This is a genomic window from Duganella sp. CF517 (assembly GCF_900110275.1).
Lineage (GTDB): Bacteria > Pseudomonadota > Gammaproteobacteria > Burkholderiales > Burkholderiaceae_D > Rugamonas.
The window spans coordinates 22,596-38,702 of sequence record NZ_FODC01000008.1 but is presented as its reverse complement, the minus strand read 5'-3'; the positions used below and the strand labels follow the sequence as shown (position 1 = coordinate 38,702).

Below are 16,107 nucleotides of genomic sequence, written 5' to 3'. Positions count from 1 at the left end.
TCGGTATTAGTGTCGTTCGGTTATTGGGCGACCGGCTGTTTCGAGGCTGGCTTGCCGTCGCCGGCTTTGGATTTGGCTTCGGGCTTGGCGGCCGGCTTGCTTGCGGGCTTGGTGGACGGCTTGCCGTCTGGTTTACCGTCTTGCTTGGCGTCGGACTTCGCGTCCGACTTGAGGTCCGGACCGCTATCGGACTTGATCTCGCCGACGCCGTCGCCACCGGCCGCGGCACCCGCCTCCACCTTCGACAGTTTGACCGGCAAGCCCTTGAAGTGGTTCAGCGCCTGCGCCAGCTGGAAGTCGTCCTTGGAGCCGAATTCGACCGGCTTGGATTTCTTCGACAGCGAGGCCATGCGCTGCGCGTCCTCCAGCCCGTCGCGCTGGGCGTTCAGCGCCTTCTGCGCGATGCTCTCGGCCTCGGGGTCCTTGTCGTTGCCCAGGTGCTTTTGCAGATCGGCTTCGCGCATGCGCAGGCTGTTCAAGCCGTCGCCGTCGGCGGTCTCGTCGACCATCAGGTCCGGCACGATGCCGCGCGCCTGGATCGAGCGGTTTTGCGGCGTGTAATAGCGCGCCGTGGTCAGCTTGACGGCGGTGTCGGCGGTCAGCTGGCGCAAGGTCTGCACCGAGCCCTTGCCGAAGGTCTGCGTGCCCATGATGGTGGCGCGCTTGTAGTCCTGCAGCGCGCCGGCGACGATTTCCGACGCCGAGGCCGAACCGGCGTTGACCAGCACCACCATCGGCACGTCCTTCAGGCCGGCCGGCAGCTTGGCCAGCGGATCGGTCTTGGAACGCGGGGCGTAGAACTCGGGCCGGCCGTAGAAGGTTTCCTTGGACGACGCCAGTTGCCCGTTGGTCGAGACGATCACCGAGTCCTTGGGCAGGAAGGCGGCCGAAACGCCGATCGCGCCCGGCACCAGGCCGCCCGGATCGTTGCGCAGGTCCAGCACCAGGCCCTTGATTTTCGGGTCTTGCGCGTACAGCGCGGTGATTTGCTTGGCCATGTCGTCCAGGGTCGGTTCCTGGAACTGCGAGATGCGCACCCAGGCGTAACCGGGCTCGACGATCTTGGTCTTGACGCTTTGCACGCGGATTTCCTCGCGCGTGATGGTCATCACGAGCGGCTTGTCCTCGTCCTTGCGGCTGATGGTGACGGCCACCTTGGAGCCGGGCTCGCCGCGCATCTTCTTGACGCTTTCGTCGAGCGACATGTTCTTGATCGGCGTGCCGTCGATGCGGGTGATCAGGTCGCCCGTCTTGATGCCGGCCTTGAAGGCGGGCGTGTCCTCGATCGGCGAGACGACCTTGATGTAGCCGTCCTCCATGCCGACTTCGACGCCGATGCCGACGAATTTGCCGGCCACGGTCTCCTTCATTTCGCGGAAGGCTTTCTTGTCCAGGTAGACCGAATGCGGGTCCAGCGAGGACACCATGCCGGAAATGGCGTCGGTGACGAGCTTCTTGTCCTCGACGTTTTCGACGTAGTCGGTCTTGATCAGGCCGAAGACGTCCGACAGCTGGCGCAATTCCTCCAGCGGCAACGGGGTGCCGCCGGCTTTCTGCGCGATGGCGGGAAACTGCAACGAGGCGGTGACGCCGGCGATGACGCCGAGACCGATCAAACCCATGCTCTTAATCTTGTTGCCCATTTTCTCCGCGAACCTTAAAACTTGACCCAGCCAGCCGGATCGAATGCCGTGCCCTGATGGCGAAGCTCGAAGTATAGCCCTGATTCCTCGTTGCCGCCGCTGTTGCCCGCGCTCGCTATCGGGTCGCCCGGTTTGACGATGTCGCCCGCCCGTTTCAGCAACGACTGATTATTGCCGTAAATACTCATGTACTGGCCGCCGTGGTCGACGATGATCAGGTTGCCGAAGCCGCGCAGCCATTCGGCGAACACCACCCGGCCGCCGGCGACGGCGCGCACGTCGGCCCCCTCGGCGGCGCGGATGAAGACGCCCTTCCAGCTCGGCCCCTGGCCGCGCTTGCTGCCGAACTTGGCGGCGACCTGGCCGCTGACCGGCGAGCGCATCTGGCCTTTGAGGCTGGCGAAGGCGCCGGACGGCGCGGCCGGCGCCAAGGCGATGTCGGCCGGACGGGCCGGCGGGCGGACCGGCTCCTCGACCGGCGCCGGCGTTGGCGCCGGCTCGGGCTTGAGCGCGACTTTCGGTTCGTCGGCGTCGATCGGGTCGGGTCGGGCCGGCACCGGCGGCCTGGCCGGCTGGGCCGGCTGCGACGGTTTGATGGTGCCGGATTTGTTGGCATTGGCCTTGGCCAGGCGTTCGCGCTCGGCCTGCGCGGCGGCGGCCGCCTTGGCGCGGGCTTGGGCCTGGGCCAGCTGCTGCGCCTTCTTCTCGGCGTCGGCCTTGGCCTTGGCGGCGGCGCGGGCGGCGGCCAGCTGCTCCTGGCGCTTTTTCTCGGCGGCGGCGGCGATCGCCTGTTCCTCGATCAGCTTGTTCAGCTTGTCGACCAGGCCGCTGATGCGCTGCTCGTCGCGTTCGACGTTGCCCGCTTCCTTGCGCTGGGCCACCAGCTTTTGCGACAAGGTCGACAGCAAGGCGGCGCGGCGCGTCTTTTCCTGCTCCAGCTTGGCCTTTTGCTGCATTTGCTCCTGCGCGATCTCGGCCAGCTCGTCGTTGGCGTTTTGCGCCTCGGCCTGGTTGTCCTCGACCGCCTTGAGGTTGGCGCGCAGCGCGTCGAGCAACTTGGCCTGTGCCTGCGACACATAGGCCATCATTTGCAGATCGCGGTTGATGCGGTTGGGGTTGTCCCCGGACAGCAGTAATTTGATGCGGTCTTCATTGCCGGCGACATAGTGCTCGCGCAACAGCTTGGCCAGCTGCTGCTTTTGCAGCGCGACCGTGGCCGTCAGCCGCTCGCGCTCGGCGGTCAGCTGTTGCAGTTTGCTATGGGTATCGCCCTGCTCCTGCTGCAGGTCGCGCAGCGCGCGGTTGGCGTCGGAAATCGCCTGTTCCGACTCGGCCAGGGTATCGGCCGCGTCGTCCTTGGCGCTTTCGGTCTTGCTGATGTCCTTTTTCAGCGCCGACAGCTTTTGCTGCAAGCCGGCGCGCTCGGCCTCGGCCAGCGCCTTTTGCTTGCTGCGCTCGGTGGGCTTGCCCGAACGGGCGGACTGGGCATGAGCGCCCAGCGACGTTATCAACAGCAAGGCCGCGCCCGTGACGGCGGCGCGGCGCCACACTTTGCGCCAAGATCTCAATGAAGAATAAGACAAATTACTTGGCCTTGCCCTGGTTGGCGACGGCCGCCTGGGCCGCCGCGATGGCATCGGCGTCGCCCAGGTAGTAGTGGCGGATCGGCTTCAGGTCGGCGTCCAGTTCATACACCAGCGGCTGGCCGTTGGGGATGTTGAGGCCGACGATGTCGTTGTCGCTGATGCCGTCGAGCATCTTGATCAGCGCGCGCAGGCTGTTGCCGTGGGCCGAGATGATGATCTTCTTGCCGGCGCGGATGGCCGGGGCGATTTCCTCGTCCCAGGCCGGCATCACGCGCGCCACGGTGTCCTTCAGGCATTCGGTGAGCGGGATCTGCGACTTGTCCAGGCCGGCGTAGCGCGGGTCGTTGAACGAGGCGCGGTCGTCGCCCTCCTCCAGCGGCGGCGGCGGCGTGTCGTAGCTGCGGCGCCATACCAGCACCTGCTCGTCGCCGTACTTGGCGGCCGTTTCGCCCTTGTCCAGGCCCTGCAGCGCGCCGTAGTGGCGTTCGTTCAGGCGCCAGTCGTTCTTGATCGGCAGGTACATCATATCCATCTCGTCGAGCGACAGCCACAGGGTGCGGATCGCGCGCTTGAGCACCGAGGTGTAGGCCAGGTCGAAGGTGAAGCCCGATTCCTTGAGCACCTTGCCGGCGGCCTTGGCTTCGGCCACGCCTTTTTCGGTCAGGTCGACATCGGTCCAGCCGGTGAAGCGGTTCGACAGGTTCCAGGTGGATTCGCCATGGCGCATGAATACGATTTTGTACATGTGGACTATCTTCAAAAAAGGAGTGAATCGGAGGGATTACCAGTGCTTTAAGAACTCTTCCAGCTTCTATTTTATAATGCGCGGATTAAGTTAAACCATTGGAACCCCGTGAAATTCTTCATTGACAATATTTTCATCATCGCCGTCGTCGTTCTGTCCGGCGGCGCGCTGCTGTGGCCCTTGCTGACCCAGCGCGGCAAACGGGCGACCCCGCAAGACGTGACGATGTTGATTAATCGTAGCAAAGCCACCATTGTAGACGTACGCGACGCGAAAGAATTCGCCAACGGTTCGCTGCCGGACGCGAAGAACATCCCGTTGGCCGAACTGGACCAGCGGATCGGCGAACTGGACAAGTTCAAGAGCAAGAGCGTGGTGGTGGTTTGCCAATCCGGCGCCCGTGCGTCCTCGGCTGCGGCTAAACTGTCCAAAGCGGGCTTCACCGATGTGGTGAACCTGGAAGGTGGCATTGCCGCATGGCAAAAATCCGGTCTGCCGCTGGCCAAGCCGTCGGCAACCCCGTCGAAGCCATCGGTCACGCTGGCCAAGCCGCAGGCAAAATAATTGGAAGGAAGCATCATGACGACCGAAGTGATCATGTACACCACCGCCGTATGCCCGTACTGCACCCGCGCCGAGCGCTTGCTCGAATCGAAGGGCGTGACCGAGCTCAAGAAAATCCGCGTCGACCTCGACCCGGAGCAGCGGATGCTGATGATGCAAAAAACCGGGCGCCGCACCGTGCCGCAAATCTACATCGGCGACAAGCATGTCGGCGGTTTCGACGATTTGTATGCGCTCGATCAAGCCGGCGGCCTGACACCCTTGTTAAATGGCTAACTGACACCAAATACAACGAGCGGGCGGAAATCCTTTGCATCGATAGTGGTTTTGATACAATTGCCCTCGCGTTTGATTTGGGCTTTTATTCGGCCATCCCAAGCCAACATCATCTGAGCGGCGCGTGCCGCTCGTTTTCACTATAACGAAAGCGTTCCATGTCTGAAGAAAACCTGCAACCAGTATTCCAAATCCAACGCGTCTACCTGAAAGACATGTCGCTGGAGCAACCGAATTCCCCAGCTATCTTCCTGGAACAGGAAGCCCCGACCATCGAAGTCGCACTCGACGTGGGCGCCGAGCCACTGGCCGACGGCATCTTCGAATCGACCGTCACCATCACCGTGACCGCCAAGGTCAAAGACAAAGTCGCTTTCCTGGTCGAAGGCAAGCAAGCCGGCATCTTCGAAGCGCGTAACATCCCTGCCGATCAACTCGATCCGCTGCTGGGCATCGGTTGCCCGAACATCGTCTACCCTTACCTGCGCGCCAACATCGCCGACGTGATCACCCGTGCCGGCTTCCCGCCTGTGCACCTGGCCGAGATCAACTTCGAAGTGTTCTACCAGCAGCGCCTGCAAGCCGTGGCCGACGCCGCCGCCGCGGCGCCAGCCGCCGACAGCACCACCACGCACTAACAAGCGCGAAAGTAAGAGCCAAGTACGCGCTTGGAGTTATACTGTAGCAACGTCGCCGGGCGCTCGTCCGGCGGCTGTTTCACCCGACTAGCCGCGCCCCGCGCGCTGTCCTCCATCAGCAAGGTAAGCCATGACATTTCCCCGTTTGATCGCAGGTTTGAGCCTGATGCTGGCCGCCGCGAGCAGCCACGCGTTCGACTTCAAAACGGTGGGCGCCGCGCCCGCGGTGCTGTACGACGCCCCGTCGACCAAGGGCGGCAAACTGTTCGTGGTGCCGCGCGGCGCCCCGCTCGAAGTGGTGCTGGCCTACGGCGAATGGCTCAAGGTGCGCGACGTCAACGGCGAAATGGCCTGGACCGAGGCCAAGGGCCTGACCGCCAAGCGCAACGTGATTTCCCGCGTGGCCAACCTGAAGGTGCGCGCCACGCCGGATGACGCCGCCGCGCCCGTCTTCACCGCCGACAAGGGCGTGTTGATGGAAGTGACCGAAGTGGCCGCCGGCGGCTGGATCAAGGTGCGCCATCGCGACGGCCTGGTCGGTTACGTCAAGAATGCCGAGATCTGGGGCATATAATCCCAGGATCTGAACCACGGCCCTTCAGTGGCGCCGAACGGGATCCCATGCTAGATAATCAAACCAAACAAGCGGCGCCCGGCGTGCGCAAGGTGACCGTGCTCGGCGCGGGCGCCTGGGGCACCGCCGTCGCCATCGCGCTGGCGCAGCGCCACGACGTGCTGCTGTGGGGCCGCAACAGCGCCTCGCTGCAAGCCATGGGCGAGGCCCGCGACAACACCGACTACCTTCCCGGCCATCCTTTCCCCGCGCGTTTGCGGGTTGAAACCGGCTTCGACGCCGCGCTGGCGCACGCGTCCGGCGCCGACGGCCTGCTGATCGCCGCCTGCCCGGTGGCGGGCTTGCGGCCGCTGCTGGAGCAGCTCAAGCCGCATGCGGTGTCGCATGTGGTGTGGCTGTGCAAGGGCTTTGAATATGAAACCGGCCTGCTGCCGCATCAGATCGTGCGTGACGTGCTGGGCGACGGCGTCGCCGGCGGCGCGTTGTCGGGGCCGTCGTTCGCGCAGGAAGTGGCGCGCGGGCTGCCGTGCGCGCTGACCATCGCCTCGGGTTCGGCGGCGCTGCGCGAGTGCGTGGTGACGGCCGTCCACGGCGGCAATATCCGCGTGTATTCGAGCGAGGACCTGGTCGGCGTCGAGGTCGGCGGCGCGGTCAAGAACGTGCTGGCGATCGCCACCGGCGTGGCCGACGGGCTGGGACTGGGATTGAACGCGCGCGCCGCGCTGATCACGCGCGGGCTGGCGGAGATCACGCGCCTGGGCACCGCGCTGGGCGGGCAGATCGAGACCTTCATGGGCTTGACCGGCATGGGCGATCTGATCCTGACCTGCACCGGCGATTTGTCGCGCAACCGGCGCGTGGGACTCGGCCTGGCGCAAGGCAAGGCGCTGGAAACCATCGTGCAAGAGCTGGGCCACGTGGCCGAAGGCGTGCCGTGCTCGAAGGCGGTGCGCGAGCTGGCGGCCAGGATGGGCGTCGACATGCCGATCACCAACGCGGTGGCCGGCGTGCTGTTCGACGGCGACCAGCCGCAGGCGATGGTCGCCAGATTGCTGTCGCGCGACCCGCGCGATGAAAAAGTCAAACGCTGACCGCGGGCGGCGACATCACCCCGGAGACGCGTAACTCCGGGGTGATTCTGATTACTCGGCCTCGGTTTCTTCCTTGGCTTCGCGCATCCACTGCACCAGCGGGAACGCGTCCTTCAGGCCGTTGACGATCAGCGGCACCAGCAACTCCGGCTGGTTCATCGGCACGTCGATCTCGGTCCACACGAAAAAGCTCTTCAGCTTGATGTATTCGATGTGCTCGTGATCGGCGTCGAAGCCCTTCGGCGGACGCATCAATTTGCCCTCGTCGCGGATGTCGCCGAACGTCAGGCGCAGCTTCTTGTTCTTCAGCACCTTCTTGAACCCGGCCGCGTCGTCGACCATGTGCTGGCGCAAGGCCTTCAAGCGCCCCGCCGGCGGCATGTACTCGCCGGCGCCGAACAGCAACCTGCCCTGGCCGTCGATCTGCATGTAGTACGTCGGCCCGCCGGTCTGGCTGGGACGGCGCATGTCGTTCGGCGCCACCGCCGCCGAGAAGCGCGTCTTGTACGGGCTCTTGTCATGCGCGAAACGCACGTCGCGGTTGATGCGGAACATCGCCTTCTTCGGATTGCTGAACTTGACCGCCGGATCGAACTTGCCGACGCCGGCGATCATCTCGGTGACCACCTGCAGGAATTCTTCGCGCAAAATGTCGTAGCGCGGCTTGTTCATGATGAACCACGGACGGTTGTTGTTGTCGGCCAGTTCTTTGAGGAATTGCGTCAGGTCGCGTAAATGCATGGGTTGGTTTACTTTATTTTGGCGCTGGCCGGACGCTTGCCGACGGTGACGTCGACCGTCGCTTCGCGGCTCTTGCGCAGGATCGTCATTTTAGCTTTTTCGCCCGGCGTCAGTTGGGCGATGAGGTTGAGCATGCCGTTGGTGTCGGTGACCGGCTTGCCGTCGACCGTCAGCAGGATGTCGCCCGGCTTGATGCCGCCCTTGTCGGCCGGGCCGTGGCGCACCACGCCGGCGATGATGGCGCCGCTCTGGCGCTTGAGGCCGAAGCTGCTGGCCATCTCCGGCGTGATTTCCTGCGTTTCCACGCCGATCCAGCCGCGCACCACGTGGCCGGACTTGATGATCGCCTCCATCACCGTCTTGGCGGTCGACACCGGAATGGCGAAGCCGATGCCGACCGAGCCGCCGCTTTGCGAATAGATCGCCGAGTTGATGCCCAGCAGGTTGCCGGTGACGTCGACCAGCGCCCCGCCCGAGTTGCCGAAGTTGATCGCGGCGTCGGTCTGGATGAAGTTCTCGAAGTGGTTGATGTGCAGGTTGTTGCGCCCCAGCGCAGAGATGATGCCCATCGTCACCGTCTGGCCGACGCCGAACGGATTGCCGATCGCCAGCACCACATCGCCCACCTGCGACTGCTCGGGCTGGCCCAGCACGATCACCGGCAACTTGTCGAGCGCGATCTTGATCACCGCCAGGTCGGTCTCCGGATCGGTGCCGACCACCTTGGCGGCGGCCTTGCGGCCGTCGGCCAGCACGACCTCGATCTCGTCGGCGGCCTCGACCACGTGGTTGTTGGTCAGGATATAGCCCTCGGCCGAGACGATGACGCCGGAGCCGAGGCTGGCCTCGTCGTCGTCGCCCTCGCCGTCGCGGTCGCCGAAGAATTTCTTGAAGAACGGATCCTTGAGCAGCGGATGCTTGCGGTGCTTGGGCTTTTTGCTGGTGATGATGTTGACCACGGCCGGCATCGCGCGCCCGGCCGCCGCCCGGTACGAGCCGACGGCCGACGCCGGCGCCTTGCCCGGTCCGGCCTCCAGCATCACCGCCGGCCGCTCGGGGCTGCCCATCTGCTGCAGGCGCACGGGCGCGGCGCCCTGCGGCATCACGGCCGCGTAGACGAAATACAGCGCCAAAACGACGGTCACCGTTTGCGCAAACAATAACCAGAGTCGTCGCATAGCTTGCATCTGCCGCCCGGTGGACGGCGTCCTTGGTTGTTCCAGATTATTTCTTGAGCGCGTCGCGGATTTCGCGCAGCAACACGATGTCTTCGGCGGGCGGCGCCGGCGGCGGCGTCACCACCGGATGCTCGCGCAGCTTGCGCGCGCGGTTCATCAGCCGCACCATCTGGAAGATGACGAAGGCCAGGATGATGAAGTTGAGCAGGATCGTGGCGAAGTTGCCGTAGGCGAACACGGCGCCCAGCTTCTTGGCTTCTGCCAGGCTCAGGCCGGCCGCCTGGCCGTTCAGGCCGATATAGTAGTTGGCGAAGTCCAGCCCGCCGAACAGCTTGCTGATCGGCGGCATGATGATGTCGGTGACCAGCGAATCGACGATCTTGCCGAAGGCGCCGCCGATGATCACGCCAACGGCGAGGTCGACCACATTGCCCTTCATCGCGAATTCTTTGAATTCTTGCATCATTGTCATTTTCATATCCTCGGCGTGTGGTCATTTGTGAACAAAACTGCGTGTGGATCATACTATTTTTTCAATTAGATTCCAAACACGCTTGCCGTTCGCGCATTTGCACAGCGATTTACGTTATAAGTTTGACCTATATCAATTAGCAAAACGGCCGGGCGTCCTCATAGGGCAGAGTCGGCCAAAAATCAAGCCCAAAACGGTGCGCAAATCGCCCAAATTGGGGTTACGGCAACGTTTTTGCTTTAATTCGCTACACGGTTACCTTATAATTTAAGGTTGCTAGAAGCTACATTCGTGCTTCATCAAGTTTTCGTTTTCAGGATTGTTCGCGGTTTCCAGATTTTGTTCGCACTTTGACTGATTGGGGTTTGTATGAGTAACGAAAAGCAGGTCGATTCCGGCCGTCGCGGTTTGCTCGTCGCAACAGGCGCGGCGGGTGGTGTAGTGGGTCTGGCAACCGCGGGGGCGCTGGTGAGCACCTTCCAGCCGTCGGAACGGGCGAAGGCCGCCGGCGCGCCGGTCGAGGTGGACATCTCGGCGCTCAACCCCGGCGAAATGACGACCGTCGAATGGCGCGGCAAGCCGGTCTGGATCCTCAAGCGCACGCCGGAGATGGTGGCGTCGCTGAAAAAGACCGACGGCAAGGTCGCCGACGCCGAATCGAAACGCAATCCGGAAGAATTCACGCCCGAATACGCCCGCAACGAATGGCGCTCGCGCAAGCCCGACATCCTCGTCGCCGTCGGCATCTGTACCCACCTCGGCTGCTCGCCCTCGTCCAAGTTCGCCCCCGGTCCGCAGCCGTCGCTGCCGGACGACTGGGAAGGCGGCTTCCTGTGCCCATGCCACGGCTCGACCTTCGACATGGCCGGCCGCGTCTTTAAAAACAAGCCGGCGCCGGACAACCTGCAAGTGCCGCGCTACATGTTCTTGAGCGACAACAAGCTGGTCATTGGCAAAGACGAGAAAGGCGAGGCGTAAATCATGGCGGCTTTCAAAGAGACAAAACTGCCGGCGAACGCGCCGGTGGCACAAAAAGCACTTGGCTGGGTCGACGACCGCTTCCCCCTGACCAAGCTATGGAACGACCAATGGGGCAAATACTACGCCCCGAAAAACTTCAACTTCTGGTACATCTTCGGCTCGCTGGCGATGCTGGTCCTGGTGCTGCAGATCGTCACCGGCATCTTCCTGACCATGCATTACAAGCCGGACGCCAACCTGGCCTTCGGCTCGGTCGAATACATCATGCGCGAAGTGCCGTGGGGCTGGCTGGTGCGCTACATGCACTCGACCGGCGCCTCCGCCTTCTTCATCATCATCTACCTGCACATGACCCGCGGCCTGCTGTACGGCTCGTACCGCAAGCCGCGTGAACTGATCTGGCTGTTCGGCTTCGCCATCTTCCTGTGCCTGATGGCCGAGGCCTTCTTCGGCTACCTGCTGCCATGGGGCCAGATGTCGTACTGGGGCGCCCAGGTGATCGTCAACCTGTTCGGCGCCATCCCGCTGATCGGGCCGGACCTGTCGCTGTGGATCCGCGGCGACTACGTCGTCTCAGACGCCACGCTGAACCGCTTCTTCGCGTTCCACGTGATCGCCATCCCGCTGGTGCTGCTGGGCCTGGTGGCGGCGCACCTGATCGCGCTGCACGAAGTCGGCTCGAGCAACCCGGACGGCATCGAGGTCAAGGAAAACCTGGGCCCGGACGGCCACCCGGTCGACTCGATCCCGTCGCACCCGTACTACACGGTGCACGACCTGTTCGGCGTGTCGGTGTTCCTGCTGATCTTCAGCACCGTCGTGTTCTTCGCGCCGGAAATGGGCGGCTACTTCCTCGAGTACAACAACTTCCTGCCGGGCGACTCGCTCAAAACCCCGCTGCACATCGCCCCGACCTGGTACTTCACCGCGTTCTACTCGGTGCTGCGCGCCACCACCGCCGACTTCATGTGGGTGCTGATGTTCTTCGTGGCCGCCTACGTGGTGTTCGTCTGGCTCAAGTCGCAGCTGCCGCGCCTGGTCAAAGTCGCCATCGCCGTCATCGCGCTGGTGGCCATCATCGGCATGCTGCCGCAGATCCTCGACGCCAAGTTCTGGGGCGTGGTGTTCTTCGGCGGCTCGGTGGTGATCCTGGCCTTCATGCCGTGGCTGGACAAGTCGCCGGTCAAGTCGATCCGCTACCGTCCGACCTGGCACAAGTATGTGTACGCCGTGTTCTTCCTGTCGTTCCTGACCTTGGGCTACCTCGGCACCCTGGCGCCGACCGACGGCCGCACCCTGGTGTCGCAAGTGTGCACCCTGCTGTACTTTAGCTTCTTCCTGTTCATGCCATGGTGGAGCGCGATGGGCACGTTCAAAAAAGTGCCCGACCGCGTCGTCTTCCACGCGCACTGACCGTACCTTGGCTAAAGTAGATAAAGGACATGACATGAATTTTGCAAAGAAATTGCTGGCCGCGCTGGCCCTGCTGCCGGCCCTGGCGTTCGCCAACGAAGGCGGCGTCGCCCTCGACAAGGCGCCGGACCGGTCGAATAACATGGCCGCCTTGCAACATGGCGCCAAGCTGTTCGTCAACTATTGCCTGAACTGCCACAACGCCTCGTCGATGCGCTACAACCGCCTAAAGGACCTGGGCCTGAGCGAGGAGCAGATCAAATCGAACCTGCTGTTCACCGGCGAGAAGGTCGGCGAGATGATGACCACCAACATGCGTCCGAAGGATGCCAAGGTCTGGTTCGGCGTGGTGCCGCCGGACCTGTCGGTCATTTCGCGGGCCAAATCGTCGGGCGCCGGCACCGGCGGCGACTACCTGTATACTTACCTGCGCAATTTCTACAAGGACGACACCCGTCCGACCGGCTGGAACAACCGGGTGCTGGAAAACGTGGCGATGCCGCACGTGCTGTGGGAGTTGCAGGGCATCCAGACGATCAAGACGGTCGAGGTGGAAGATCCGCACGAGCACGGTAAGATGGTGCACCAGTTCGCCGGCTTCGAGCAGGTCAAGGCCGGCAGCATGAACAAGTTGGAATTCGACACCGCGGTGGCCGACCTGGTCGGTTACATGGAGTGGATGGCGGAGCCTGCGGCGCAGACCCGCAAAAAATTGGGCGTGGCGGTGGTTTTGTTCATGGCCCTGTTCGTCTTGCTGGCATGGCGCCTGAACGCGTCGTTCTGGAAAGAAGTTAAATAATCGAGAGCGCCGGCTGGCCCGGCGCTTGTTTTGCGATGCCCGCCGTTGGCGGGCGATCGATCCGGGGTGATCCGTTCGCGGGCTCACCCCCTTAGTTTTTAAGGAACTACAAAAAATGATGGTTCTCTACTCGGGTACAACCTGCCCATTTTCGCAGCGCTGCCGTCTGGTCCTGTTCGAAAAAGGCATGGACTTTGAAGTGCGCGACGTCGACTTGTTCAACAAGCCGGAAGATATCTCGACCATGAATCCATATGGTCAGGTGCCGATTCTGGTCGAGCGTGAATTGATTCTGTACGAATCGAATATCATCAACGAATACATCGACGAGCGCTTCCCGCATCCGCAGCTGATGCCGGCCGACCCGCTGATGCGCGCGCGCGCGCGCCTGATGCTGTTCAATTTCGAGAAGGAATTGTTCGTCCACGTGCACGTGCTCGAAAGCGAACGCGCCAAGGGCAACGACAAGAGCCACGACAAGGCGCGCGCGGAAATCCGCGACCGCCTGACGACCCTGGCGCCGCTGTTCCTGAAGAACAAGTACATGCTCGGCGACGAATTCTCGATGCTCGACGTGGCCGTCGCGCCGCTGCTGTGGCGCCTGGACCACTACGGCATCGAATTGTCGAAGACCGCCGCGCCGCTGATGAAGTACGCCGAGCGCATCTTCTCGCGTCCGGCCTACATCGAAGCGCTGACGCCGTCGGAAAAGGTCATGCGCCGCTGATCGGTTCGATCGCGGAAACGCCGATGTTTAGTTGAAATGATCGGCGCGCCCACCGTGTTGAACCGGGGGCGTGCCGTGTTTTACCGTAGTCTGGAATACCATGTCCGAAATCTCTACCAAGCCCTACATGCTGCGCGCCATTTATGAGTGGTGCACCGACAGCGGCTACACGCCCTACCTGGCCGTCAAGGTCGACGCCTCGACCACCGTGCCGATGGAATACGTCAAGAAAGGCGAAATCGTCCTCAACATCAGTTTCGGCGCCACCTCGGGCCTGAAGATGGACAACGACAGCATCCGCTTCCACGCCCGCTTCGGCGGCGTCTCGCGCGAAATCTACGTCCCGGTCAACAACGTGATGGCGATCTACGCCAACGAAAACGGCCAGGGCATGGCGTTCGAGCCGCAGGCGGGCGGCGCCGACGCGCCGCAACCGACGCAGGAAACCAGCGTGCCGGGACCGTCGCTGGCGGCCGTGCCGACGCCGGCGCCGGAGGGCAAAAGCGAGGCCGCAAGCGGTCCGCAGGACGACAACGACCCACCCAAAAAGGGCGGGCGCCCCACCCTCACGCGGATTAAATAGCGTATAATTTGCCCCGTACAAGTTTCGCCGACTTAGCTCATTTGGTAGAGCAGTTGATTTGTAATCATCAGGTGGCCAGTTCGAAACCGGCAGTCGGCACCAGAAAAAGCTAGCATTTTCAAAGGGTTACAGGATTTTTTCCTGTAACCCTTTTGCTCATTTTTGTCAGTTTTCAGAATCATGTAGGCACTGTGTAGGTTTTTCTGCCGGGTTACTGAGTCAGCAGCGCAACAATGCTGTAAATTCCCGCAAAGAAACTTGCGTGACGCTCTGTATAAGTACATACTAAATTACCAACATGAAATCTGGAGAAGAAATTGCGTATCTTTGATACAACGATTCGTAATCAGCTTCAGGATTACTCGTCTGCGCTAGAGAACCTTTTGGGCGGCGACGTAATGTTTTACTGTGGTCAAATCCACCCCAACTACCTGATTCCCTTCCGGCACTTCATTGAAGCAATAGTCGCTCAAGCAGGGAAAAAGGACACGCTCAATATTTTTGTTCGCACTGGCGGCGGTAGCGCTGAAATGGTCGAGAAAATGGTTGAGATTGTTCGCCATCATTACTCATCTGTACACTTCATAGTGCCCGACTTTGCTATGTCCGCCGGCACAATCTGGTGCATGTCTGGCGACAAAATTTACATGGATTATTCCTCTTCCCTAGGGCCCATTGACCCCCAAGTTCCCGTTAAGGGACGCGAAGACTATGTGCCTGCGATGGGGTATCTAGACCAATACGAGAAGTTAATAGAGAAATCGCGCCAAGGCACATTATCGGGTGCTGAGTATGGAATTATTCAGAGCCAAGACCAGGGTGTGCTGGCTCGCTATGAGCAAGCAAGGGACTTGTCTGTCAGCTTGCTGAAGAAGTGGCTGGTTGAATACAAGTTTAAAGACTGGGCTATGCATCGAACAGACGCTGCAAAGATTGGGCAACCGGTCACTGCCGAAGAGAAGGCGGAACGAGCGGAGCAAATTGCAAAACAGTTGGGCAATCACAAGGAATGGAACTCACACGGTAGGATGATTGGTATCAATACACTCAAACGTGCGCTGCGCCTTGAAATTGAAGATTACTCTGCCAATGCAGAATTACGTGACGCCATCAGGACATATAACGACCTACTAACTGACTACATGCAGCGTCAGAATTACGAATTTGTCCTTCACAGCAAGAATGTTTTTTAAGGAGAGCGCAATGAGCCTCGTAGACCAAGTCAAAAATGTATTGAGCAAGCCGGAGTTTGAGCACGTCCGTCGCGACGCCGCGCCTATGCAGGAGCTGTATCGTGAAATGGAACGTCAAGGCTATACTGCTAAACAAGGCTACACGATAGCTCCTTTGGATGGTCTTGCTACTCAGCCCCCCGCGAAGACATTTAGCTCTTACTACGCCAAGCGATAAGCAAAAAAACCGGAGACAATCCGGTTTTTTGTATTAATGACCATGCCCCGCAATTGTTCTCTCCAGTCGGTATCTACGCAGGCTGAACGATGCCAAGTATATTGGCGCGAGATACCGAATATGTCCGAGCCAGCGAACTAACGCTATCTCCGGCGGCATACTTGGCGATGATTTCGGTGCGCTGCTCCGCCGTGGTCTTCGACGGACGACCCAATGTCTTGCCTTCGCTCTTGGCGCGGGCCAGGCCCGCCTGCGTGCGCTCCACCAACAAGTCACGCTCCATCTCAGCCACAGCCCCCAACATGGTCAGCATCATCTTGCCGGCCGTCGACGTCAGGTCGAGCGTGCCCAGTTGCAGAACGATGACGGCAATCTTGCGCTTGGCCAGCAGCTTGACGGTGGCGCCGACGTCCTGCGCATCGCGGCCCAGCCGGTCGAGCTTCGTCACTACCAACGTTTCGCCGTTGCGAATCTGCGCCAGCAGCGCGGCGAACTCGGGACGCTCGGTGGCGCTGGTCTTGCCGCTGATGGTATCCGCATACCAGTAATCGACCTGGTGGCCGGCCGCGACGATTTCCATCTTCTGGTTGTCTGCGGTTTGCTCTTTGGTGCTGACGCGGCCATATGCGAAGGTTGCCATGGTGTTTCTCCGGTTAAGACTGTTAGAAAACACTGTTAGAATATCT

The 16,107-nt window shown here is 61.5% G+C and carries 19 protein-coding genes and 1 tRNA gene; 13 read left to right on the top strand and 7 right to left on the bottom strand.

All coding sequences use genetic code 11. The features are described 5' to 3' along the window. Positions 1 to 20: 20 nt before the first annotated feature. Genes BMX85_RS25660 through gpmA form a run of 3 tightly spaced genes read right to left on the bottom strand, consistent with a single transcriptional unit; the run spans position 21 to position 3,974 of the window. Positions 21 to 1,643 carry a S41 family peptidase gene (locus BMX85_RS25660; RefSeq protein ID WP_090325551.1) on the bottom strand — a complete coding sequence of 541 codons (1,623 nt, stop codon included), beginning with the start codon at positions 1,641 to 1,643 and terminating at the stop codon, positions 21 to 23. Positions 1,644 to 1,657: 14 nt separating this feature from the next. After that, a complete protein-coding gene (locus BMX85_RS25655; RefSeq protein ID WP_090325549.1) occupies positions 1,658 to 3,280 on the bottom strand; it encodes a peptidoglycan DD-metalloendopeptidase family protein in 1,623 nt (540 codons plus the stop codon). Continuing rightward, complete coding sequence (gene gpmA / locus BMX85_RS25650; RefSeq protein WP_090325546.1) at positions 3,228 to 3,974, bottom strand: 2,3-diphosphoglycerate-dependent phosphoglycerate mutase; 747 nt, start codon at positions 3,972 to 3,974, stop codon at positions 3,228 to 3,230. Before gpmA ends, BMX85_RS25655 begins: the two co-directional genes overlap by 53 nt. A 108-nt stretch (positions 3,975 to 4,082) precedes the next feature. On the opposite strand from gpmA, the gene BMX85_RS25645 reads away from it, so the two are divergent. The 5 genes from BMX85_RS25645 to BMX85_RS25625 all read left to right on the top strand — a co-directional run bounded on the left by BMX85_RS25645 (position 4,083) and on the right by BMX85_RS25625 (position 7,117). Continuing rightward, positions 4,083 to 4,538 (top strand): rhodanese-like domain-containing protein, encoded by a 456-nt coding sequence (locus BMX85_RS25645; RefSeq protein WP_090325544.1) that lies wholly within the window; start codon positions 4,083 to 4,085, stop codon positions 4,536 to 4,538. Between the two features lie 15 nt (positions 4,539 to 4,553). Next, positions 4,554 to 4,814, top strand: coding sequence for a glutaredoxin 3 (gene grxC, locus BMX85_RS25640; protein ID WP_090325542.1), 261 nt, complete (start codon positions 4,554 to 4,556; stop codon positions 4,812 to 4,814). A 158-nt stretch (positions 4,815 to 4,972) separates the two neighbouring features. Continuing rightward, entirely contained in the window at positions 4,973 to 5,452 is a 480-nt protein-coding gene (gene secB / locus BMX85_RS25635) for a protein-export chaperone SecB (RefSeq protein ID WP_090325540.1), read from the top strand. Positions 5,453 to 5,582: 130 nt separating this feature from the next. Continuing rightward, positions 5,583 to 6,026: an SH3 domain-containing protein gene (locus BMX85_RS25630; RefSeq protein ID WP_090325538.1), complete on the top strand. Its 444-nt coding sequence runs from the start codon at positions 5,583 to 5,585 to the stop codon at positions 6,024 to 6,026. Positions 6,027 to 6,073: 47 nt separating this feature from the next. Further along, positions 6,074 to 7,117: an NAD(P)H-dependent glycerol-3-phosphate dehydrogenase gene (locus BMX85_RS25625; RefSeq protein ID WP_090325527.1), complete on the top strand. Its 1,044-nt coding sequence runs from the start codon at positions 6,074 to 6,076 to the stop codon at positions 7,115 to 7,117. A gap of 51 nt (positions 7,118 to 7,168) precedes the next feature. Here BMX85_RS25625 and BMX85_RS25620 read toward each other — a convergent pair whose 3' ends face one another. Genes BMX85_RS25620 through mscL form a run of 3 tightly spaced genes read right to left on the bottom strand, consistent with a single transcriptional unit; the run spans position 7,169 to position 9,508 of the window. Continuing rightward, positions 7,169 to 7,858 (bottom strand): DUF2461 domain-containing protein, encoded by a 690-nt coding sequence (locus tag BMX85_RS25620; protein WP_090325525.1) that lies wholly within the window; start codon positions 7,856 to 7,858, stop codon positions 7,169 to 7,171. An 8-nt stretch (positions 7,859 to 7,866) separates the two neighbouring features. Further along, positions 7,867 to 9,036 carry a Do family serine endopeptidase gene (locus BMX85_RS25615; RefSeq protein ID WP_090325522.1) on the bottom strand — a complete coding sequence of 390 codons (1,170 nt, stop codon included), beginning with the start codon at positions 9,034 to 9,036 and terminating at the stop codon, positions 7,867 to 7,869. Positions 9,037 to 9,082: 46 nt separating this feature from the next. After that, on the bottom strand, positions 9,083 to 9,508 hold the full coding sequence (gene mscL, locus BMX85_RS25610; protein ID WP_090326081.1) for a large conductance mechanosensitive channel protein MscL: 426 nt from the start codon (positions 9,506 to 9,508) through the stop codon (positions 9,083 to 9,085). A gap of 369 nt (positions 9,509 to 9,877) precedes the next feature. Here mscL and petA point away from each other — a divergent pair, with 369 nt between their 5' ends. The 8 genes from petA to BMX85_RS25570 all read left to right on the top strand — a co-directional run bounded on the left by petA (position 9,878) and on the right by BMX85_RS25570 (position 15,421). Next, positions 9,878 to 10,486, top strand: a complete 609-nt coding sequence (petA, locus tag BMX85_RS25605) for a ubiquinol-cytochrome c reductase iron-sulfur subunit (RefSeq protein WP_090325520.1) — start codon at positions 9,878 to 9,880, stop codon at positions 10,484 to 10,486. Positions 10,487 to 10,489: 3 nt separating this feature from the next. Further along, a complete protein-coding gene (locus tag BMX85_RS25600) occupies positions 10,490 to 11,902 on the top strand; it encodes a cytochrome b (RefSeq protein WP_090325518.1) in 1,413 nt (470 codons plus the stop codon). Positions 11,903 to 11,936: 34 nt separating this feature from the next. After that, positions 11,937 to 12,701: a cytochrome c1 gene (locus BMX85_RS25595; protein ID WP_090325516.1), complete on the top strand. Its 765-nt coding sequence runs from the start codon at positions 11,937 to 11,939 to the stop codon at positions 12,699 to 12,701. A gap of 115 nt (positions 12,702 to 12,816) precedes the next feature. Beyond that, complete coding sequence (locus tag BMX85_RS25590) at positions 12,817 to 13,428, top strand: glutathione S-transferase N-terminal domain-containing protein (RefSeq protein WP_017877976.1); 612 nt, start codon at positions 12,817 to 12,819, stop codon at positions 13,426 to 13,428. 100 nt (positions 13,429 to 13,528) lie between these two features. Further along, positions 13,529 to 14,011: a ClpXP protease specificity-enhancing factor gene (locus BMX85_RS25585; RefSeq protein WP_090325514.1), complete on the top strand. Its 483-nt coding sequence runs from the start codon at positions 13,529 to 13,531 to the stop codon at positions 14,009 to 14,011. Between the two features lie 26 nt (positions 14,012 to 14,037). After that, positions 14,038 to 14,113: transfer RNA gene (locus BMX85_RS25580), tRNA-Thr, on the top strand. Between the two features lie 215 nt (positions 14,114 to 14,328). After that, positions 14,329 to 15,204 (top strand): SDH family Clp fold serine proteinase, encoded by an 876-nt coding sequence (locus BMX85_RS25575; protein WP_218147408.1) that lies wholly within the window; start codon positions 14,329 to 14,331, stop codon positions 15,202 to 15,204. Positions 15,205 to 15,214: 10 nt separating this feature from the next. Beyond that, positions 15,215 to 15,421 (top strand): hypothetical protein, encoded by a 207-nt coding sequence (locus tag BMX85_RS25570; RefSeq protein ID WP_143068073.1) that lies wholly within the window; start codon positions 15,215 to 15,217, stop codon positions 15,419 to 15,421. A gap of 73 nt (positions 15,422 to 15,494) precedes the next feature. Here the strand turns inward: BMX85_RS25570 and BMX85_RS25565 are convergent, their stop codons facing one another. Next, positions 15,495 to 16,061: a recombinase family protein gene (locus BMX85_RS25565; protein WP_090325510.1), complete on the bottom strand. Its 567-nt coding sequence runs from the start codon at positions 16,059 to 16,061 to the stop codon at positions 15,495 to 15,497. Positions 16,062 to 16,107 lie beyond the last annotated feature (46 nt).

What these genes read in the sequence shown, in the direction of transcription:
- BMX85_RS25660 (WP_090325551.1), bottom strand. Translation starts at nt 1,643, where the DNA reads ATGGGCAACAAGATTAAGAGCATGGGTTTGATCGGTCTCGGCGTCATC.
- grxC (WP_090325542.1), top strand. Translation starts at nt 4,554, where the DNA reads ATGACGACCGAAGTGATCATGTACACCACCGCCGTATGCCCGTACTGC.
- BMX85_RS25625 (WP_090325527.1), top strand. Translation starts at nt 6,074, where the DNA reads ATGCTAGATAATCAAACCAAACAAGCGGCGCCCGGCGTGCGCAAGGTG.
- BMX85_RS25620 (WP_090325525.1), bottom strand. Translation starts at nt 7,858, where the DNA reads ATGCATTTACGCGACCTGACGCAATTCCTCAAAGAACTGGCCGACAAC.
- BMX85_RS25565 (WP_090325510.1), bottom strand. Translation starts at nt 16,061, where the DNA reads ATGGCAACCTTCGCATATGGCCGCGTCAGCACCAAAGAGCAAACCGCA.
- BMX85_RS25590 (WP_017877976.1), top strand. Translation starts at nt 12,817, where the DNA reads ATGATGGTTCTCTACTCGGGTACAACCTGCCCATTTTCGCAGCGCTGC.
- BMX85_RS25600 (WP_090325518.1), top strand. Translation starts at nt 10,490, where the DNA reads ATGGCGGCTTTCAAAGAGACAAAACTGCCGGCGAACGCGCCGGTGGCA.
- BMX85_RS25595 (WP_090325516.1), top strand. Translation starts at nt 11,937, where the DNA reads ATGAATTTTGCAAAGAAATTGCTGGCCGCGCTGGCCCTGCTGCCGGCC.
- secB (WP_090325540.1), top strand. Translation starts at nt 4,973, where the DNA reads ATGTCTGAAGAAAACCTGCAACCAGTATTCCAAATCCAACGCGTCTAC.
- BMX85_RS25570 (WP_143068073.1), top strand. Translation starts at nt 15,215, where the DNA reads ATGAGCCTCGTAGACCAAGTCAAAAATGTATTGAGCAAGCCGGAGTTT.
- mscL (WP_090326081.1), bottom strand. Translation starts at nt 9,508, where the DNA reads ATGACAATGATGCAAGAATTCAAAGAATTCGCGATGAAGGGCAATGTG.
- petA (WP_090325520.1), top strand. Translation starts at nt 9,878, where the DNA reads ATGAGTAACGAAAAGCAGGTCGATTCCGGCCGTCGCGGTTTGCTCGTC.
- gpmA (WP_090325546.1), bottom strand. Translation starts at nt 3,974, where the DNA reads ATGTACAAAATCGTATTCATGCGCCATGGCGAATCCACCTGGAACCTG.
- BMX85_RS25630 (WP_090325538.1), top strand. Translation starts at nt 5,583, where the DNA reads ATGACATTTCCCCGTTTGATCGCAGGTTTGAGCCTGATGCTGGCCGCC.
- BMX85_RS25585 (WP_090325514.1), top strand. Translation starts at nt 13,529, where the DNA reads ATGTCCGAAATCTCTACCAAGCCCTACATGCTGCGCGCCATTTATGAG.
- BMX85_RS25655 (WP_090325549.1), bottom strand. Translation starts at nt 3,280, where the DNA reads ATGCCATCGCGGCGGCCCAGGCGGCCGTCGCCAACCAGGGCAAGGCCA.
- BMX85_RS25615 (WP_090325522.1), bottom strand. Translation starts at nt 9,036, where the DNA reads ATGCGACGACTCTGGTTATTGTTTGCGCAAACGGTGACCGTCGTTTTG.